Raw genomic sequence first — 18400 nt, 5'->3', positions numbered from 1 at the left:
ATTGTGCCCTTAAACCCCCCGGAATAAAAAATACGGTGACTGATGTTCTACGGGTAAACCCGTAAGCCGATTCGTTGACGTCACGATTTTTCGGCTCCTATAATTCTATCAAGTTCACTATAAGAGAAACAGGTTCAGCATAATGAACAATATCGCGGCATCATTGATTAGCAAACTGAAGGATCCCAGCCTGGCTAAAGATCAGTCCTGGACCGCTCAGGGTTGGGTCTCGGCAGGCGATGGCAACACCTTCGCCGTTCTTAATCCTGCTACGGGCGAGTGCCTGGCCAATGTCGCCAGCCTGGCCACAGCAGAAATCGAATCGGTCATCAGCGATGCTGAAGTGGCCCAGCGCGAATGGAAAGCACGCAGCGGGCACGAACGCGCCAAGCTGTTGCGCGCCTGGTTCGATGCCATGGTTGCCAATGCGGATGACCTGGCCACCATCATGACTATGGAACAGGGCAAGCCCTGGGCCGAGGCTCGTGGTGAAGTGCTGTACGCCGCCTCCTTTGTGGAGTGGTTCAGCGAAGAAGCCAAGCGTGTGTATGGCGACGTGATGGGTCACCCTCAGTCGGACAAGCGCATTGTGGTGGTCAAGCAGCCTGTAGGCGTGTGCGCGGCCATCACTCCCTGGAACTTCCCTGCGGCCATGATTACCCGCAAGGTGGCACCAGCCCTGGCTGCTGGTTGCAGCATTATTGTTCGCCCTGCCGACCTGACTCCCCTGACCGCCGTGGCGCTGGCCGTACTGGCCGAGCGCGTGGGTATTCCTGCTGGCGTGTTCCAGTTGGTCACCGGCCAGTCCCGCGTGGTGGGTGCGGTCCTGACCGCCAGCCCTATCGTGCGCAAGCTGTCCTTCACCGGTTCTACAGAAGTGGGCCGTTTGTTGATGGCGCAATGTGCTCCCACCATCAAGCGTCTGTCTTTGGAACTGGGTGGCAATGCTCCGTTCATCGTGTTTGATGATGCTGACCTGGACGCTGCCATTGAAGGCGCCATGGCTTCCAAGTACCGCAACAGCGGCCAGACTTGCGTGTGTGCCAACCGCTTCCTGGTGCAAGACGGTATTTACGATCGCTTTGCCAAGGCCTTGAGCGAGCGCGTTGCTGCTCTGAAAGTGGGCAACGGTATGGAAGAGGGCGTGGAGCAAGGTCCGCTGATCGAGCAAAAAGCCGTCAACCGTCTGCGTGAATTGATTGATGATGCCGTCGAGCACGGCGCCAGCGTTCTGCAAGGTGGCGCTCCTCATCCTTTGGGCGGTACGTACTTCTCGCCCACCGTGCTGGGTGATGCAACGCCTGCCATGCGCGTGGCTCGCGAAGAATTGTTTGGCCCTGTGGCGCCTTTGTTCCGCTTCAAAGACGAAGCCGAAGCGATCGCGATGGCCAATGACACCGAATATGGTCTTGCTGCCTATCTGTTCACCCGCGACAACGCACGTGCCTGGCGCATGGGCGAATCGCTGGAATACGGCATGGTCGGCGTCAATACCGGTTTGATTTCCAACGAAGTGGCTCCGTTTGGGGGCGTCAAGCAATCCGGTCTGGGTCGCGAAGGCTCTCGCTACGGTATCGATGAGTACCTGGAAATCAAATACATGTGTCAGCAGCTGTAAGTTGATACATACCCGCGCCTAGCGCAGCGAAGGGGGCCGCTCTTATATATAGAGAGCGCCCCATCAGCAGAAACCCACAATAAGCTAAATACGGAGACGCTATGTCTATCCTGTCTGCAACCCCACGAAAATTGACTTTGGCCCTGACACTGGCCACCGCTGGCATCATGGCCAGCACGACGGCCAACGCTGATGATGTCAAACCCATCAAGATTGGTGTGGTTACTTTCTTGTCCGGCGCTGCCTCCGGTCCTTTTGGCGTGCCTGCCAAGAACGCCGCTGAACTGACTGCTGCTCAACTGAACGACGGTAAAGTACCCGCCCCTTACAACACCAAGGGTCTGGGTGGTGCACCGATTGAACTGGTCTTTATCGACGAGAACGGCGGCACGGCCAAACAGGTTAGCGAATACCGCAACCTGGTTCAGCAACAGAACGTGGACATCGTGGTTGGCTACATCTCCTCGGGTGATTGTCTGGCCGTGGCCCCCGTTGCTGAAGAGCTGAAAAAACTGACGCTGATTTTCGATTGCGGCACACCACGCCTGTTTGAAGATGCCAGCTACAAATACGTGTTCCGTCCTGTGGCCCACGCCACCATGGACAACGTGGCGGCTGCCCGCTTTGTGCTGGAGCGCAATCCTGAGCTCAAGAGCTACGCCGGTATCAACCAGAATTACGCCTGGGGCCAAGACGCCTGGCACGATTTTGAAGGCACACTGCAAGCCCTCAAACCCGGTGTAGAAGCCAAGACTTCGCAAATGCCTAAACTGGGCGCCGGTCAGTACAATGCTGAAATCTCGTCCCTGATGGCGGCTCGTCCTGAAGTGATTCACTCCAGCTTCTGGGGTGGCGATCTGGAAGGCTTCGTGGTGCAGGCTCTGCCACGTGGTCTGTTCCGCAACACTCTGACTGTGCTGACCGCTGGTGAAACGGCGACTCACCGTGCCAACAATCAGATCCCTACCGGCACCATCATCGGTGCTCGTGGCCCACACGCTGCTTTCGCTCCTGACAATGAATTGAACCGTTGGTTGCGTGCCAGCTACCGCGAGCAATTCAATGCGGATCCTAGCTACCCATCCTACAAGATGACGCAAACCCTGCTGGGTCTGAAAGCAGCTTACGAAAAAGCCCAGGCTGCCAACGAAGGCAAAGCTCCTTCCACCGAACAAGTGGTCAGTGCCTTTGAACACCTGACTTTCGAGAGCCCATCGGGCGACGTCACCATGTCCCTGGGGCAAGGCCACCAGGCTGTTCAAGGCACGACCTTGGGCGTGGTGAAAAACGATAAGGGCGTGATCAGCTTTACCGACCTGCGTCACTTCAAACCTGAAGAAGTGACTCCACCCGAAGGCGTGAAGTCCATCGACTGGATCAAGGGCGGTCTGAAGTACTGATCCGAGCAGGCGTCCTGAAAAGGACGCTGCCCTGAAAATCCGGGCATGCAAGATCTTGTTTTGCATGTCCGGTTTTTACCGCTAGGCCACTCCAAGGTACAAGCTTCTCCCATAAGGGGAAGCGAACCGAAGGCGTGGTGGCATTTTTTATTCCATTTCCACAGAAACCGACTATGTCTCTTCTTTCTGCTGCCCTAATAGATGGCATCATGTACGCCGCCTGGCTGTTTCTGGTCGCGGTCGGACTCACGCTGATCTATGGTGTGATGAAGATCCTGAACATGGCCCACGGCAGCCTCTATACCATTGGCGCCTATACCGCCGTCACCATGGTGACGCAGTGGCTCTCTACCGATCAAAGCCCTTACGGCAGCTATCTGATGCTGATCCTGGCCGCGGTTATTGCCGGTCTGGTCCTGGGTCTTGTCATTGAATACGGCTTGCTGCGCTTCTTCTACCAGGAAGAACCTGTTGTCTCTTTGCTGATTACCTATGCGGTCTTCCTGATTCTGGAAGATACCGTCAAGCTGGTCTGGGGCGTTGATCCTTACGTGATCGCCGAGCCTTATGGTTTGTTGGGTAACGTCGAATTCGGTGACCTGTTCTACCCCACCTACAGCTTTGTGATTGTTGTGGCTGCCATTCTGGCTGGCCTGTTCCTGACCCTGTTCCTGAAGTATTCGCGTCAAGGCCGCATCTTGCTGGCCGTGATTCATGACCGCGAAGTCAGCCAGGCCATGGGCATTAACGTGCAACGCTACTTCCTGCTGACCTTTATTGCAGGTGCCACGCTGGCCGCCCTGGGTGGTGCGCTGACGGCTCCTACTATTTCTGTCGCTCCCGGCATGGGTGTTGAGGTCATTGTGATGGCCTTCGCCGTGGTCGTGATCGGTGGTCTGGGTTCCTTGCCCGGTGCCGCTCTTGGGGCCGTGATTGTTGGCCTGGTGCGCTCCTTTGCTGTGCATTACTGGCCCGAAATCGAACTTTTCTCCATCTACGCGGTAATGGCACTGGTGTTGGCCGTCCGTCCTAAAGGATTGTTTGCTGCCGCCGAGGCCCGAAAGATATGAACAAGACCAACATTACGCTTAAGCAGGGCATGATTGCCCTGGTCATTACGGTGGCCGCCCTGATCGTGGGCTTTGGCTTGCCGTCCTGGCAGTTCCTGATTACTGTGGCGCTGGCCAAGGGCCTGGTTGCCCTGGGCGTGGTGCTCTTGCTGCGCTCGGGCCTGGCCTCTTTCGGTCAAGGTCTGTACTACTGCATCGGCGCCTATGGTGTCGGTATGGCCATGAACTACCTGGACTGGCGCGAAGCTCTGGTCCTGCTGCCCTTCGCCGCTGCTTGCGCTGCCTTGCTGGCCTGGGTGCTGGGCTTTTTGCTGGCTCGCTACCGTGACATTTTCTTTGCCATGCTGAGCCTGGCTTTGTCCATGATCATGTACGGCCTGCTGGTGCGTAACCCTAGCCTGGGTGGCAGTGACGGCTTTAACGTGCATGCGCCTTCCTTCATGTGGGGTGCTTTTGCAGAAACCCTGTCGCGTCCTGGCGTGTTTGTCCTGACCGTCGTGCTGGTGGGTTTTGTGCTGTGGGCCATGCAAGGCTTTCTGCGCAGCCGTGCCGGTCGTCTGGGACCAGCAATCAAAGACAATGAAATCCGTGTTGAGTACCTGGGTGCTTCGGCCTATCGCAATATTCACCTGAGCTACGTGCTGGCTGCCGCTTTGGCCGGTCTGGGCGGTGCCCTGTCCTCGCTGAGCATCGGTCACGTGGACCCTGAACTGGCGTTCTGGACCACCTCGGGCGAGTTCATCTTTATTGCTGTGCTGGGCGGTACTCGTAATGCTTACGCGCCTTTCCTGGGTGCCTTGAGCCTGGAACTGATTCGCACACTGGCTTACCAATATGCGCCTAACACTTGGCAGATCGTGATGGGTGTCAGCATGTTGGCCCTGATTGTGTTCTTGCCAGGTGGCCTGATCAGCATCTTGAACCGCCGCAACAAGGCGGCTAACACCACCGATTCTTCTTCACCGACAGGGGCCCGCTCATGAGTCAGTCACCCTTGATTTCCGCTAAAGGTTTGTGCAAGCAGTTTGGCGCTGTCCACGCTGCACGCGATATGACCGTTGATATCCATGCGCAAACCATTACGGGCCTGATCGGTACCAATGGCGCAGGTAAAACCACCTTCGTGAACATGTTGACCGGCTATATGAAGCCGGACTCCGGCAATATCTTTTTTGCCGGTCGTGAAATCACGGGTTTGCCACCACGGGAAGTAACCCGTTTGGGGATTGCCCGCTCTTTCCAGATTCCTCAGTTGTTCACTTCTCTGAACGCATTGGAAAACGTGGAAATCGCCTTGGGCGTGGCCAAGCAACCCTTGTCCGAAGCCAGTGCGATCTTGGAGCGTTTCGGCCTGAGCGCCTTCGCCCAGTCCCAGGCAGGCACTTTGCCCGAAGGGATTCGCAAGCTGCTGGACATCGCGCTGGCCATGGTAGCCCAGCCTAAAGTCCTCTTGCTGGACGAGCCCACCAGTGGCGTGGCCAGTGACGAGAAATTTGAAGTGATGGACCGTGTCATGAAAGTGGTCCGCGATGCGGGCGTGACGGTTCTGTTTGTGGAACACGATATGGAAATCGTGCGCCGCTACAGTGACCGCGTGCTGGCTTTCTACGACGGCACTATTCTGGCCAACGGCACTCCTGATGAAGTGCTGGCCCATGAACAGGTTCGTGAATACATCATCGGCGAGCCGGTGGGACGCAATAAACAGGAGGCCGATAATGCTGCTTGATGTCAAAAATCTGGATGTACGTATTGGCCCAACCAGCATTCTGCGCCAGGTAAACCTGCAGGTGCGCCAGGGCCAGATCGTGGGCCTGGCCGGTCGTAACGGTGCGGGTAAAACCACGCTGATGCGCACGGTGATGGGCTTGCTGGCGGTGGACAATGGCTCGGTCATGTTTGATGGTCAGGAACTGGCCAAGATGCCCGCCTACCGTCGCACCAGCCTGGGCATGGGTTTTGCCCCCGAGGATCGCAAACTGATCCCCGAGCTGAGCGTGGAAGAGAATATCCGCCTGCCCGCCTGGGCCCTGAAATCCCAGGATATTGAAGAGCGTCTGGACCGTGTCTGGCGCATCATCCCTGAATTGAAAGTCTTCGGCCCACGCCGCGCCCTGCAATTGTCGGGTGGTCAACAAAAGCTGGTCGCGATTGGCCGTGCCCTGATGACTGCTGACAAGCTGCTTTTGCTGGACGAGCCTTTTGAAGGTGTCGCTCCTGCGCTGTCCAAGCGTATTGCAGAAGTGGTGGGCGAGCTGAGCAAAGAGGGCTTTAGTGCTTTGTTGTCCGGTGCTGACTTGCAGCACGCGGGCAATGTGATCGATTACACCTACCGGATGGACCGCGGCCGTATCGAAGTACCGCAGCCCGCCATACCATAAGGAGAAAGCCCATGTCGGCATTCGAGTTCAGAACCACCCCCGCTATTTATGTTGAAAGCGGAGCCGCTGCCCGGCTCGGTCAGATCCTGCGCAAGCGTTTCTCGCAAGAGCGCGTTTGTCTGGTGACCGACCGATTCCTGCACGAAAGCGGCTTGCTGGATCCTGCCCTGGCTGATCTGAAAGCCAACGGCTGGAGCGTGCAAGTGATTGACGATGTTATTGCCGATCCTCCAGAGCACATTGTTTTGCAGGCAACCGAGCGCGCTCGCCAGGCCAAGACGGAAATCGTCGTCGGCCTGGGTGGCGGTTCATCCATGGACGTGGCCAAACTGCTGGCCGTCCTGCTGGCGTCCGACCAGCCCCTGCAAGAGATGTACGGCATTGATAATGTGCGCGGCTCGCGCCTGCCCTTGGTGCAGATCCCGACCACGGCGGGAACAGGCTCGGAAGTGACGCCTATTTCCATCGTGACCACCGGCGAAACCACCAAATCTGGCGTGGTGGCTCCCGAGCTGTACGCAGATCTGGCCATTCTGGACTCGGAACTGACATTGGGCCTGCCTCCCCGTATTACGGCGGCGACCGGTATCGACGCCATGGTGCACGCCATCGAGGCCTACACCAGCCGTGTCCTGAAAAACCCGCTTTCGGACAATCTGGCCAAACAAGCCTTGCGTCTGATTGGCGGCAAGCTGGTGCATGTTTGTCGTAACGGCAAGGATGCTGCAGCACGTCAGGACATCCTGCTGGGTGCGACCTTGGCTGGTCAGGCATTTGCGAACGCCCCAGTGGGGGCCGTACACGCCCTGGCTTACCCGATCGGCGGTATTTTCCACGTGCCACATGGTTTGTCGAACTCGCTGGTTCTGCCACACGTTCTGCGCTTTAACGCTCCGGCCGCAGCACCGCTGTACGCCGAACTGGCTGAAGTGCTGATCCCCGGCATCCAGGGTGATGAGGCCTCCAAGACCGAAGCCTTCATCAATTTCATGGAACAGATCGCCATTGATACCGGCATCGAGCGTCAACTGCGCGAAGTCGGCATCAAAGAAAGCGACCTGCGCCGTATGGCCCAGGAAGCGATGAAACAAACCCGTCTGCTGGGCAACAACCCCCGCGACGTGACCGAAGACGACGCCTTCGCTATTTACAGCGCCGCGTTCTGATAGACCGCTAAACAGCGGAAACCTTTTGCCTGAGTCTGGTGCTGTGCCGGCTCAGGTTTTTTTTCGCCCAATTTTAGGTCTTTAGCTTATATGCCTCGAATGTTACATTTTGCATTATTGAAGTCTGAGACTTTGCTTGATGCTGTATCTGCAGCAGCGAACACATGATGCGTGAGTGTAAAAAAAAGGGGGGTAGGAGGAGTGTCTACAGTTTGGAGTGATGAAGAGCTAGCAGCTTCGGTACACAGCTATCAAAAAATGCTAGATAACGATCGTGACGGTATTCGCTACGTTAAGACGGAGATTTATAAAGAGTTGGCGCGGAGGTTTGGCCGTACTGCGAAAGCCTATGAGTACCGTATGACCAATATTTCGGCTGTGCGCCGAGAATTAGGCTTACCGTGGGTTGCAGGACTGCTCCCTTTGGGAAATGTAGGGTCTGGAGTGCGTTCCAGACTGATCACCCTGATAACAGGAGAGCCTCCTACTAAGGCTCAATCAGTGGTTGGCGCTAAAGAAAGTCCATACTGGCAAAAAGCTTTGCAAGCCGTAGTAGAGCTAGGTGGAAGCGCTAGCCGGAAAGAAGTGGGAAGCTGGATTATTGAGCACGATAGCGACTACAACACAAAGAATCTATCAGATTTGTACATGATGTCCGTTAACTCTAAAGCGCGGACAGGCTATGAACGGAACAAGAACCCTCGTAGAACAGACGAGGGTTACGCTTGTGATTGCCTGTTTATGCTAGGGGGAGGGCGATTTGAGCTGTATGAGCCTGAAAAACATGGGGTCTGGGAAATTTATCGGGACCCAGCTTCAGGCAGTCGGCTTGGTGTGTCAGTCCGTAAGGTAAGTAGTTTGGTTGACGAAGCCTTGAGGGAAGCCGAGTCAGAGGTGACAAAGACTTCCTATTTCGATCCTACAGATAGTAGTGATGCCAGAAAAAAAGTAGTAACTGAGATCGTTCGTCGACGGGGGCAGCCCGCTTTTCGTCGAGCATTGATGAGTGCGTATGAGGGGGGCTGTGCTATTACGGGGTGTACCTTATCCGCCGTATTAGAAGCGGCCCATATTTATCCCTATGAAGGGGAGCACACGAACGTGGTGTCTAACGGCCTTTTATTACGTGCCGATATCCATACGCTATTTGATCTTGGTTTGATCGTGATTGATTCCCAGAGTATGACGGTACAGATATCCGTAGAGTTGCAGGGTACTGAATACGAGGCTTTACAGGGGAAGCCGTTGCGCCAAACGAAAAATGACTTTGATCAAGCGAGTGCGCAATCTTTAGACTGGCATCGCAGTCAATTTGCTAAGGCGAGTTAGCGGCCAGCCCATCGACTGTTGGAGCCGGGCTTACATATTGTCTGCAACAATCAAGACCCCAATCCGTTCAGCTAGATCCAGCACGGCATCATAGGTAGCTGGATCTTCGCTCAACTTGTGTGATGGGCCTTGGGGCTTTAATCCGCTTTTGGTAATACGGTCTCCAAACAGCATCACAGCCCGCGCGGAATCATCTTGCCGAGACACCCAACATAAGCCTTGGGCTTGGGGGCATTGTTGATAAATAGCAGCCGCCCATAAGCGCGTGGCGGGGTACTGATCTTTTTCTGTATCGATTAGCTGTTTGCGTGTCACACCCAACTTCCGCAAGGAGACGCTGGCCAGATCGACCAAAATCAAGGGGACATTGATTTGCACCATGGAGTGCACCTGGGCTAGCAGCTTCTTCTTGTCATAGCTTTTAAAGCCTGCGGCATGCGGGACGTCATGAAAGATGGTTTCCATCATGGCGCAGTCACGGCTGGTGCCACCGTACAAGGTGGGGATGGCTTTGCCTTTGTTGTCCTGAATCGGACTGAAGCGCGCATTGCCTTGCGTACCGGGATTGAACTGGGCAGCCGAGTATTTATCTTGATGGACACGATGCAGCAACTGCCCTTTGGGCCACTCCATCAACGTCAGCCGTAGCTCACTACCTGGTACGGGAATGCCGAACGTCCCTTGCTCCGGAGCAGGCTTACCGCCCATCACTATTGACGAGGCTGGATTAGCCATGAGCCACGGCTTGGACTTCGTCTTGAGCCGCGGCAATGACTTTCTCCGGGGCTGAGATCAACAAGTCTTGAGGGCGTTTTCCACCCAGAAAGCTATTGTTGGACATGAACCAGTAGGCCATGCCCCAGCTATCTTTATGCCCGGCCAGAATCTCCAGAACCTGAGCCAAAGGCTTGGCTGGACGGAAGCTGGTAGCCGGGTCCAGACCATAGCCGGGAAAGTAATCCGCACCACCATGATTAATGGCAAAAATCTGCCCCTGCTTCTTCCATTTATTAGGCTGGGCGCTAGGGTTGCGGGTACTTAAGCCCGCCAATTGCGCGACATCAGCAGCACTAAGCCAATCCCCACTTTCCAGCACAGCCGTGCGGGCTTGAACCAGCATAGCGGCTTCTTTTAGCAAGCGAGGAGAGGGTGGTGTACGTGGCACAAGAACTTCAGCCAGACGCTCCAGCGACTCCTTGTCCTGACGCTCCTGTAAAACCTCGAACATGGACGAGGCCACATTGGTGAAGTTCTCTGCCAAGGCCTTGAAAGCGGCAGGTTTGATGTGATCAAACGCCAGCACCAAAACTTGTTCGGCCTTAGACCGTCCTAAACTTGCCTTAACCTCTTTGGGCGTACCCACCAAGGTCGAGACACTGGGACTACTTACCAGGACGCTCATGGATATACTCCTTAAGGGTTATTTTGAATTATTAATAATATCATAACCCTTATAACCCAGATCTAGACCTGCTAGCGGTTAGCTCTCATGCGCAAAGTCGGCTGTTAAGCGCGGTGATGGCACTAGCTTTTTCTGTGACTACACCAAATCAGAGTTTGATCGCCGACTTTTAAGTCTGAGTATGGCCTTTCTGTGAGCCTAACTTCTGCTTACAAGAGCAGTCCTACCCAGTACTGAGGGAGGCGCTCCACCGTACTAAACTAGCCGGGTTCCGCAGGGCATCACATGGGTTATCACCCTATGTCCTGACGCCGTCAGCAATGGTGTTCCTCCCTATGCTGTCCTTGTTGAATCGACTGCCTTTTTCTCACCATGATTGCGATCTCATTTTCTTCCTTACAAAACCGGCGGACGCTGACCTTGTGTCTGGCCGGGGCCTTGCTGGGCCTGCTTGAATGGGCGGCCTTCAGCAATTTGATGATGACGCCTGCGTCCCGCGAGCATATTTGGGTGTCCTTGCTGTTGGCAGTGGGAATTTTTGGGGTGGCGTCCTTTTCCTTGCTGATGCATGTGTCTGCGCTCAAAGCCTTGCTGGCGTCTCTGGGACTGGGCGTCGTTAGCGCTGTGCTGATTCTGGAAGGGCAAGGTGGGTATGCGGAGGTTGAGCTCTTTTGGCGCGCACCGCAGATGTGGGTGGCCATAGGCTTGTTGTCGACCATTACCTTGCCGTTTTTAGCGCTTGTCGTGGAGCGGCGTCAGGACTGGAATAACTATCAACGTCTATTTGATGTGAGCTGGTCCATGGTGTGCTCCTGGGCGGTGGCGCTGTTCTTCTGCGGCCTGGCCTGGGGCGTGTTGATGGCTTGCCATCTTCTGCTCAGTTTTGTCGGTATTACGCTTTTGGAGGATGTGCTGCTGGAGCCTACCGTTGCGGCGGTGGTGTCTGGTGCTTTGGTGGGGGCAGGTCTGGCGGTTGCCTCGGACTCGGAGGGTGGCTATTTGTCACCAATATTGTTGCTGAAGTTGCTGCGTTTGCTGACCCCCTTCTTGCTGGTGGTGATGGTGGTGTTCATTGTGGCTTTGCCCTGGCGTACCGGTGAAGGTTTGCCACTGTCGGCATTGTGTGTGGCGGCTGTATTGGGCGCGTCGACTCTGGTGTCTTCGGTGGTGGCGGATGACGATGTGAATGCCAGTCCAACGCCATTGCTGCGTGCTTCGGCCCGCTTGCTGGGTTTTGTGATGCCTGTGTTGGCGGCCGTCGCTGTGTGGGCAATCTGGGCACGGGTTGATCAATATGGCTGGACCCCGATTCGTGTCTTGGCAATGACAGCTGCTTTGGTGGCGGCTGGCTATGGTTTGAGCTACTTCTGGGCGGCCTGCCACGCCAGGAACTGGATGGCAAGAGTACGCCGTTCCAATATTGGCATGGCCTTGGTGTTGATTGTTCTGGCGGTCGTCTGGTTGACCCGGATCTGGTCTCCCGAGGCGGTGTCCGTAGACTCCCAGGTGGCACGGCTGGAAGCCGGTACTCTCGCGCCGGATGATTTTCCGGACACAGAGATGAGAATGTACTGGGGCAAGCCAGGGCAGGAGGCGGTGCGCCATCTGGTGGAGCGGGACATGTTGGTCGACAAGTCTCAGGAAACGGAGGAGGCTGTTGACCCTGGCCAGGAGCTGGAGGTCTGGAACATCGGTGAGGACAAGGCGCGGCAGATGTTGATGAGCTCTTTACCCAGTTCTCCGGCAGATCATCCTTTGCGTCAGTCTTTTATCGAAACCTATCCAGACTGGGATATCGCCTATTTGGCCAAGGCTTGCGAGACCCGGACACCCGCTGAGCACGCTGGTTGCTTGCTGGTTTTTGCGGATTTGTTGCCAGGCGAAGCAGGAGAGGAAGCGATTGTTCTGTCGGTTAATAACCCCATGAATATTGGCTCTGTGTTTGTGCAGACGGCTGAGGGTGAGTGGGAGAAAGCGACTGCTTTTACGCCCGGTTTGTCTCTGGACAATATGGGCGCCGTTATTGATGGCATTTACGCCAAGGGGGCGGTGATTGAACCCGCACCTTTCAATGTGTTGAAGTTGCCCGATGGCGGCTTTGTGGGGGTGGGACAGCGCCCTTGAGAAAAGAGCGCTGATTCTGTTCAGTGGTGATGCCTTACGGGCATCACGGCTGGGCAGCGATGCGTAACGCCGGTTTCAAGGACGCGGCCAGCATCTGGCCATGGTTTAGTTCGCTAAAGTTTTCGTAGCTGACATTCAGCCCCGCATCCTGCAAATGCTTGGCCAAATCCTGCGTGGACCATTGAGCCGCTGCATTGCTCATGGACGTATTGCGACGTTGTCCACCCACCATGATGGCGATTTGCTTGTCTTTTGCCCGTGTCGTATCAAAAGCCTGAGCTGTCTTGACCAGAATGCCGTCGTGCCACCACAAGGAAGGATCGCCCGCGACGTAGCGCTGGTACAGGTCCGGGTGGGTGAGGAGAGTATGCAAGGTGAACAGACCGCCGTACGAGTGACCCCACAGCGTTTGGCGGGAGCGATCAATAGGCTCACGTTCTTCCACGGCGGGCTTGATGTGCGTTTCTATATAGTCCAGAAAAATATCTGCACCACCTCCTAGACGACCCCGTACTTCTACAGGCTTGCTGACGCCGTTTTCCGTAACGGGAGGCGTGTAGTCGAAGGAGCGGGCAATCACATCGTGACGGGCTTCCGTGTCGTAGCCAATCGCCACCAATACCGGGGCAGACAGGGTACTGATGGCTTTCAGGTCGTCCACGTTAATACTGGCCATGGCGGCATTGCCATCCACCATGTAAATCACCGGATGGCCGCGTGCGGGCGCAGGCCGGTTCGGCGTACCTATCTGTACTTTGTAATGACGCTTGCCGTCTTCCGAGGCCATGATCAAGGTTTCAAAGCGGTAAAGGCTTTGTTGCTGGTCCACGATGGTCGGGCCCGCTGTTTCGTTCCAGGGGCGTTGGCTTTGTTGAGCTTGAGCGGGAAGTGTGAAAGCCAGGCAGAGCGTGGCAGCACTGAGCAGAAAGCGGGGCAGGGAAGTTTTCATCAAGGTCAGATCACAGAAGGCTAAACAGGAATCATTCTTGATTATAGGGCTGCTTGCGACTGGGCAAACAAATACCCGGACAACAAATCGTATCTATATGATGAGGGTGCTTATTGCCGGGTATTCGAGAACTGTTGGGGTAAACAGGGGCAGCTTGAAAGTCGCCTTATAATTGAGAACGTATGTTATTCTCACTTGGCTTGTTTTGGCCTTGCTGTCTTCATCCGCTTGAATGCCTTGAGTCTTGATAGCTTCGGCAGACGCAGTTTCTTTTCTACATTCCTATGATCAGATTCACGGTATCGGACTTTGACCGACTCGGTAGTCAGGCGGGTTTTCGCTATCGTTTGCCGCATTACGCAGGTCCGGATCGGGGCAGGGAAGAACTTTGCATTGCGCAAGGGCGCGTGCAGGAGCATGAGGTCCGGCCCGGTATCAAGCTGGTGCTCTCGGATATCGTGACGCACCATCATTACGAGTCCAGTTCTATCAGCGCCCCGCATTTCTCCGCCATTGTGATGCTGCAAGGCCGAGCGCAGACACAGCTTGCCAGCCAGGCCTCACTAAGTCTGGTGGCGCAAAGCGGCATCAGCATCGCGCACAGCGACGCTGTGAGCATGACGGGCATTCACCCGGCGGGGCAGCGACTGCGCAGCATCAATATCTCTTTGAGTTCTCCTGAAGGTGTGGGGGACTCGCGGCTGGCCGAGACCTTGTCCAAACTGATGGGGCCTTCCGGGCTGCGCATGCAGCAATGGACGGTGCCGCCGCATTTGCTCAATACCCTGGAGCATTTGATCGACAGCCCCTGGCAGGGAGCCACGCACGATTTGCTGCTGGAAGGCGTCAGCCTGCAAGTGCTGGCGCATGCTCTGGATGGACTGACGCAAAAGCCGGTCAAAGAATCACCGGCGATGGCCCGTGATCGACAATTGCTGGAACGGGTGCGGGAGCGTTTGTATAACGCACCGGGGGAAGACCATACCTTGGCGGATCTGGCCAAGCTGGCCTGCATGAGTCCCAGCACCTTGCGGGTGAAGTTCCAGGCCATGTATCAATGCTCGGTTTTTGGCTGGCTGCGGGAGCGTCGTCTGGAACTGGCGCGTGATTATCTGGCGCAAGGCTGGAGCGTGCAGCAGGCGGCTCACTTTGTGGGCTATCGCCACGCCACCAACTTTGCGACGGCCTTTCGTGAACGCTACGGGATTTCGCCCAGCGAACTGAATTGAAGCGGCGGGGCGGCCAGCTCTGTCATTGTTCAAAGCTCTTTAGGCATTTGCCATTACCCAGTCCGGCTTGCCTCGTCCATCCTGAAAGAGACCTCCCCTTTATGGGGCGTTTTTTCTTGTTTCAGACCGAGCTGTGTTGCCTTCTTCGCTTCCCCCGTATCCCTTGATGGTGCTGATTCTGGGCCTGCTGGCCTGCGTTGCACCTGCCACGATTGACGCCTATTTACCTGCTTTCAGCGCTCTGGAGCGCGAGTTTCAGGTGCCGCCAGAAAGCGTGCAGCAGACCCTGGGTGTGTATATGTCTGCCTATGCGGCCATGTTGCTGCTGCATGGCACCCTGTCTGATGCCTGGGGCCGCAAGCCTGTGATTCTGGCGTCCTTGCTGGTGTATATCACCGGCTCGGTGATGGCGGCTTTGGCACCCAGCATGGATTGGCTCCTGGCGGCTCGGGTACTGCAAGGCTTGTCGGCCGGAGCGGGTTTGGTGATCGGTCAGGCCATGGTGCGGGATTGCTATCAAGGCGAACAGGCGCAACGTACCTTGTCTTATATCGTTGTGGTCTTTAATGTGTCGCCCGCTCTGGCCCCGATTGTGGGCGGCCAGTTGATTGCGCATGTGGGCTGGCGCTCCGTGTTCTGGATGCTGGCCGTTCTGGCAGCGGCGGCTTGCTATTTGTGCATGCGTTGCTTGCCTGAAACCTTGCCCAGCAGCAAGCGTCAGCCCTTGGCCTGGCGTCAATTACGTAGCGATATTGCGCAATTGCTGGGTGATGTTTCCTTCATGGGCATGAGCCTGGCTTTAAGTCTGCTGGTCGGAGCTCAGGCTTTTTTGATTGGTGCCGCTCCGGATTTCATTTCCCGTACCTTGAATCTTCCCGAAACCGCCTTTGCCGTGCTGTTTGTGCCCTTGGTGATTGGGGCCATGCTGGGAGCCTTGGCGTCTGCCCATCTTGTGCGGCATTGGGGGGGTATCAAGATTATTCGTCGAGCCTATGGCCTGATGCTGAGCAGTTGCACTGCTTATACCTGGTATCTGGCCAGTGCTGCGCACCCCGCCTTGCCTTGGGCAGTGCTGCTGCCTGCTTTCTTCACCGCCGGTCTGGCCATGCTGATGCCGGTGGTGACGATGCGCATCCTGGCTCAAGTGCCAAGCCGGGCCGGGTTGGCGGCGTCCTTATTGAGTTTTTGCCAGATGAGCACGTTTTCTGTTGTCAGTGGCTGGCTGGTGCCGTGGGTTTATGGGCAGCCCTTGCGCATGTCTGCTGCCATGCTGATCTGCGTAGTGCTTAGTGCAATTAGCTGGTTTTGGCTGCAACAAGGCGCTGATCGACGCCCAGCATAGGAAGAAAGCGACAGGACTGATATTTGGAATAGGGTTTCTGCGTTTAGGGATACGCTTCGGTAAATACGGTAGATGATAATTGTTCGCATCTAAAACCTGTCCTGAGATCCACTTCCATGCTTGCTGTTTCTACCTGTTCTGCTCGTGCAAGGCTGCGCCTGCTGACTCCCTTAACTCGCTCGGCCATGTTGTTGGCAGCCGCTGGCAGCCCGGTCTGGGCGCAGGATAAAGCGGCGGATGTTCCTGCAGAACTGTCTGTCATCACCATCAAGAGCAATCGTGATCCCGGTGTGACGGAAACCGATCCTTCGTACACCACCAAGGCCATGAGCACAGCGACGGGGCTCTCCCTGTCCATCAAGGAAACTCCACAATCCGTTAGCGTGGTCACCCGTCAGATGATGGATGACCGGGGTATGCAAACAACGGCAGACGCCTTGCAAAGCGCGCCCGGTATGTCGGTTACGCGTAGCGATACCAATCGCTATTCCTTTTCGGCTCGAGGTTTTGGTGTTGATAACTACCAGTTTGATGGCTGGACTCAGCCCGTGTTGTCACCTTGGGCCTTTGGGGAAAGCAATCTGGATCTGGCCGTTTTTGATCGGGTTGAAGTAGTGCGTGGTGCTACGGGTTTGATGACCGGTGCCGGTAGTCCGTCAGCAGCCGTTAATTATGTGCGTAAACGTCCTTTGCGTGACTTTGCCGCCTCTGCCGGAGTGAATGTAGGTAGCTGGAACTTTGCTCGCGGCTATGCTGATATTTCTACCCCTATCACCAAGGATGGTCGTGTCCGCGGGCGCTTGGTCGGTGCTTATGGCAAGGCCGACAGCTATACCGATCTGCAAGATACCAAGACGCGTACCTTGTACGGCGTCATCACCGCAGACCTGATGCCAGGCATGGAACTGACAGGCGGGGTCGCTTACCAATCCAGTTCCAATAACGGCTTTGGCAGTGGCTTTCCCTTGTTCTATAGCGATGGCAGCCGTACGGATTTTGATCGCTCGGTTTCCAATAATGCCAAATGGGCGCGTGTTGAAAACGACACCACTACGGGCTTTATCGATTTAAGCCATCAGTTCACCAACGATTTGAAGCTGCGCGTCACCTATAACCAGTCGGTAACGGACGCGTCCATGAAACAAATCTTCCGGGGCGGCTATCCCGACCGTGAAACTGGCCTGGGTACATCGAACTCTTTCTCGTATTACAAGGGGGATGTGCGTCGTAAAGCCTTTAACGCATCCTTGTCAGGCCCGTTTGAATTGTTTGGTCGTGAACATGAGTTTTCCTTGGGCTGGATGCGTTCCGAAGATCGTGTCGATTTCCCGCAATATCGGGCCCTGGCTCCTGTGCCGAATGCAGGGAGTTTCTACGAGCCGGGCCGTGTACCCGAGCCGAACTGGTCTAGCGACCCCAGTCAGGCAGACGATTTGGTCAGCAAGCAGTCTGGTGCGTATGCGGTAGGCCGCTTTGCCTTGATGGACAATCTGCGTTTGATGGTGGGTGGACGCATCAGTAACTGGGAAACCGATCAGACCTACTTTGGGGCCAAGCGTCAGTATCGCCACAAGGATCAGTTTGTTCCCTACGCCGGGCTGATTTACGACTTCAACGATACCTATACGGCCTACGCCAGCTACACAGAAATCTTCAAGCCACAAAACGCTCGTAATGAACAAGGCCAGATTCTGGATCCGATTACCGGCAAGAGCTACGAGCTGGGTATAAAGGCGGCCTGGCTGGATGGACGTGTGAACGGAGCCCTGTCCCTGTTTCAGACCCGCCAGGATAATCTGGCCGAGTCCACGGGCAATAACGTGATCGGTGCTCCGCCCAACACCCCCGCCTACCGCCCGGTTCCCGGGGCGAAAGTGGAAGGGATAGAGCTGGAAGTTGGGGGAGAGGTGCTGCCGGGCTGGCATCTGGCCAGCAGCTTGACGACCTTCACCGCCAAGGATGCCCAAGGCAAACCGATCAACACTAGCAAGCCGCGCACCTTGTTCAAGCTCTACACCACGTACCGCTTGTCGGGAGACTGGCAGGGGCTGACCGTAGGGGGCGGGATTGATTGGCAGAACCGCATGTACCAGAACGCCACGGGTCCAAATCGGCAGGTTCATAAGGTAGAGCAGGGCAGCTACGCCCTTGTGAATCTGATGGCACGCTATGACTTCAACAAACGCGTCTCGGCCACGCTGAATGTGAATAACCTGTTCGATAAAAAGTACTACTCGCAGATCGGCTTCTATAACCAGGGCTGGTACGGTGCGCCTCAGAACGTGATGCTGTCTTTGCGGGCACAGTATTAAGGGGAGCTGATGCAAGGGGTGGGAGGGTCTAGCTGACGTACTCACCAATCCCTTCTGAATTTGTAGCCCCTGGGCCTC

Annotated in this window: 15 protein-coding genes; 12 read left to right on the top strand and 3 right to left on the bottom strand. The window is 55.9% G+C overall.

The annotated features are described in order from the left end of the window. Nucleotides 1–142 precede the first annotated feature (142 nt). The 8 genes from JYG33_RS08450 (at nt 143) to JYG33_RS08415 (ending at nt 8964) form a co-directional block, all read left to right on the top strand. The gene (locus JYG33_RS08450; protein WP_207875504.1) at nt 143–1618 is read left to right on the top strand and encodes an NAD-dependent succinate-semialdehyde dehydrogenase; all 1476 of its coding nucleotides are present in this window, start codon (nt 143–145) and stop codon (nt 1616–1618) included. Nucleotides 1619–1719: 101 nt separating this feature from the next. Then, nucleotides 1720–3018: an ABC transporter substrate-binding protein gene (locus tag JYG33_RS08445; RefSeq protein ID WP_153230763.1), complete on the top strand. Its 1299-nt coding sequence runs from the start codon at nt 1720–1722 to the stop codon at nt 3016–3018. A 173-nt stretch (nt 3019–3191) separates the two neighbouring features. Beyond that, the gene (locus JYG33_RS08440) at nt 3192–4088 is read left to right on the top strand and encodes a branched-chain amino acid ABC transporter permease (protein WP_035272061.1); all 897 of its coding nucleotides are present in this window, start codon (nt 3192–3194) and stop codon (nt 4086–4088) included. Then, nucleotides 4085–5071, top strand: coding sequence for a branched-chain amino acid ABC transporter permease (locus JYG33_RS08435; protein WP_207875503.1), 987 nt, complete (start codon nt 4085–4087; stop codon nt 5069–5071). The genes JYG33_RS08440 and JYG33_RS08435 overlap by 4 nt, the downstream gene beginning before the upstream one ends. After that, a complete protein-coding gene (locus JYG33_RS08430) occupies nt 5068–5817 on the top strand; it encodes an ABC transporter ATP-binding protein (protein WP_207875502.1) in 750 nt (249 codons plus the stop codon). The genes JYG33_RS08435 and JYG33_RS08430 overlap by 4 nt, the downstream gene beginning before the upstream one ends. Then, on the top strand, nt 5807–6469 hold the full coding sequence (locus JYG33_RS08425) for an ATP-binding cassette domain-containing protein (RefSeq protein ID WP_083053200.1): 663 nt from the start codon (nt 5807–5809) through the stop codon (nt 6467–6469). The genes JYG33_RS08430 and JYG33_RS08425 overlap by 11 nt, the downstream gene beginning before the upstream one ends. 11 nt (nt 6470–6480) lie before the next feature. Then, nucleotides 6481–7635, top strand: coding sequence for an iron-containing alcohol dehydrogenase (locus tag JYG33_RS08420; protein WP_207875501.1), 1155 nt, complete (start codon nt 6481–6483; stop codon nt 7633–7635). 201 nt (nt 7636–7836) lie between these two features. Then, nucleotides 7837–8964: an HNH endonuclease gene (locus tag JYG33_RS08415; protein ID WP_207875500.1), complete on the top strand. Its 1128-nt coding sequence runs from the start codon at nt 7837–7839 to the stop codon at nt 8962–8964. A 30-nt stretch (nt 8965–8994) separates the two neighbouring features. Here JYG33_RS08415 and JYG33_RS08410 read toward each other — a convergent pair whose 3' ends face one another. Together JYG33_RS08410 and JYG33_RS08405 are read right to left on the bottom strand one after the other, a co-directional pair. Next, nucleotides 8995–9699, bottom strand: coding sequence for an RES family NAD+ phosphorylase (locus tag JYG33_RS08410; protein ID WP_207875499.1), 705 nt, complete (start codon nt 9697–9699; stop codon nt 8995–8997). Further along, nucleotides 9692–10366 carry a hypothetical protein gene (locus tag JYG33_RS08405; protein WP_207875498.1) on the bottom strand — a complete coding sequence of 225 codons (675 nt, stop codon included), beginning with the start codon at nt 10364–10366 and terminating at the stop codon, nt 9692–9694. The genes JYG33_RS08410 and JYG33_RS08405 overlap by 8 nt, the downstream gene beginning before the upstream one ends. Nucleotides 10367–10738: 372 nt before the next feature. Here JYG33_RS08405 and JYG33_RS08400 point away from each other — a divergent pair, with 372 nt between their 5' ends. Beyond that, nucleotides 10739–12490, top strand: coding sequence for a DUF4153 domain-containing protein (locus JYG33_RS08400; RefSeq protein ID WP_207875497.1), 1752 nt, complete (start codon nt 10739–10741; stop codon nt 12488–12490). A 43-nt stretch (nt 12491–12533) separates the two neighbouring features. On the opposite strand, the gene JYG33_RS08395 is transcribed toward JYG33_RS08400, so the two are convergent. After that, a complete protein-coding gene (locus JYG33_RS08395) occupies nt 12534–13439 on the bottom strand; it encodes an alpha/beta hydrolase (RefSeq protein WP_207875496.1) in 906 nt (301 codons plus the stop codon). A 284-nt stretch (nt 13440–13723) separates the two neighbouring features. Between JYG33_RS08395 and JYG33_RS08390 the strand changes: the two genes are divergently transcribed. The 3 genes from JYG33_RS08390 to JYG33_RS08380 all read left to right on the top strand — a co-directional run bounded on the left by JYG33_RS08390 (nt 13724) and on the right by JYG33_RS08380 (nt 18322). Next, complete coding sequence (locus JYG33_RS08390) at nt 13724–14668, top strand: helix-turn-helix transcriptional regulator (protein WP_207875495.1); 945 nt, start codon at nt 13724–13726, stop codon at nt 14666–14668. 166 nt (nt 14669–14834) lie between these two features. Further along, a complete protein-coding gene (locus JYG33_RS08385; RefSeq protein WP_207875790.1) occupies nt 14835–16010 on the top strand; it encodes a multidrug effflux MFS transporter in 1176 nt (391 codons plus the stop codon). Nucleotides 16011–16126: 116 nt separating this feature from the next. After that, nucleotides 16127–18322 (top strand): TonB-dependent siderophore receptor, encoded by a 2196-nt coding sequence (locus JYG33_RS08380; RefSeq protein WP_207875494.1) that lies wholly within the window; start codon nt 16127–16129, stop codon nt 18320–18322. The last annotated feature ends 78 nt before the right edge of the window (nt 18323–18400 follow it).

The organism is Alcaligenes sp. SORT26, from assembly GCF_017377875.1.
In the GTDB taxonomy this organism is placed as follows: Bacteria; Pseudomonadota; Gammaproteobacteria; order Burkholderiales; family Burkholderiaceae_B; genus Alcaligenes; species Alcaligenes parafaecalis.
Note: the sequence above shows the minus strand (reverse complement) of the source record. Positions and strands in the feature narration are given on the sequence as shown.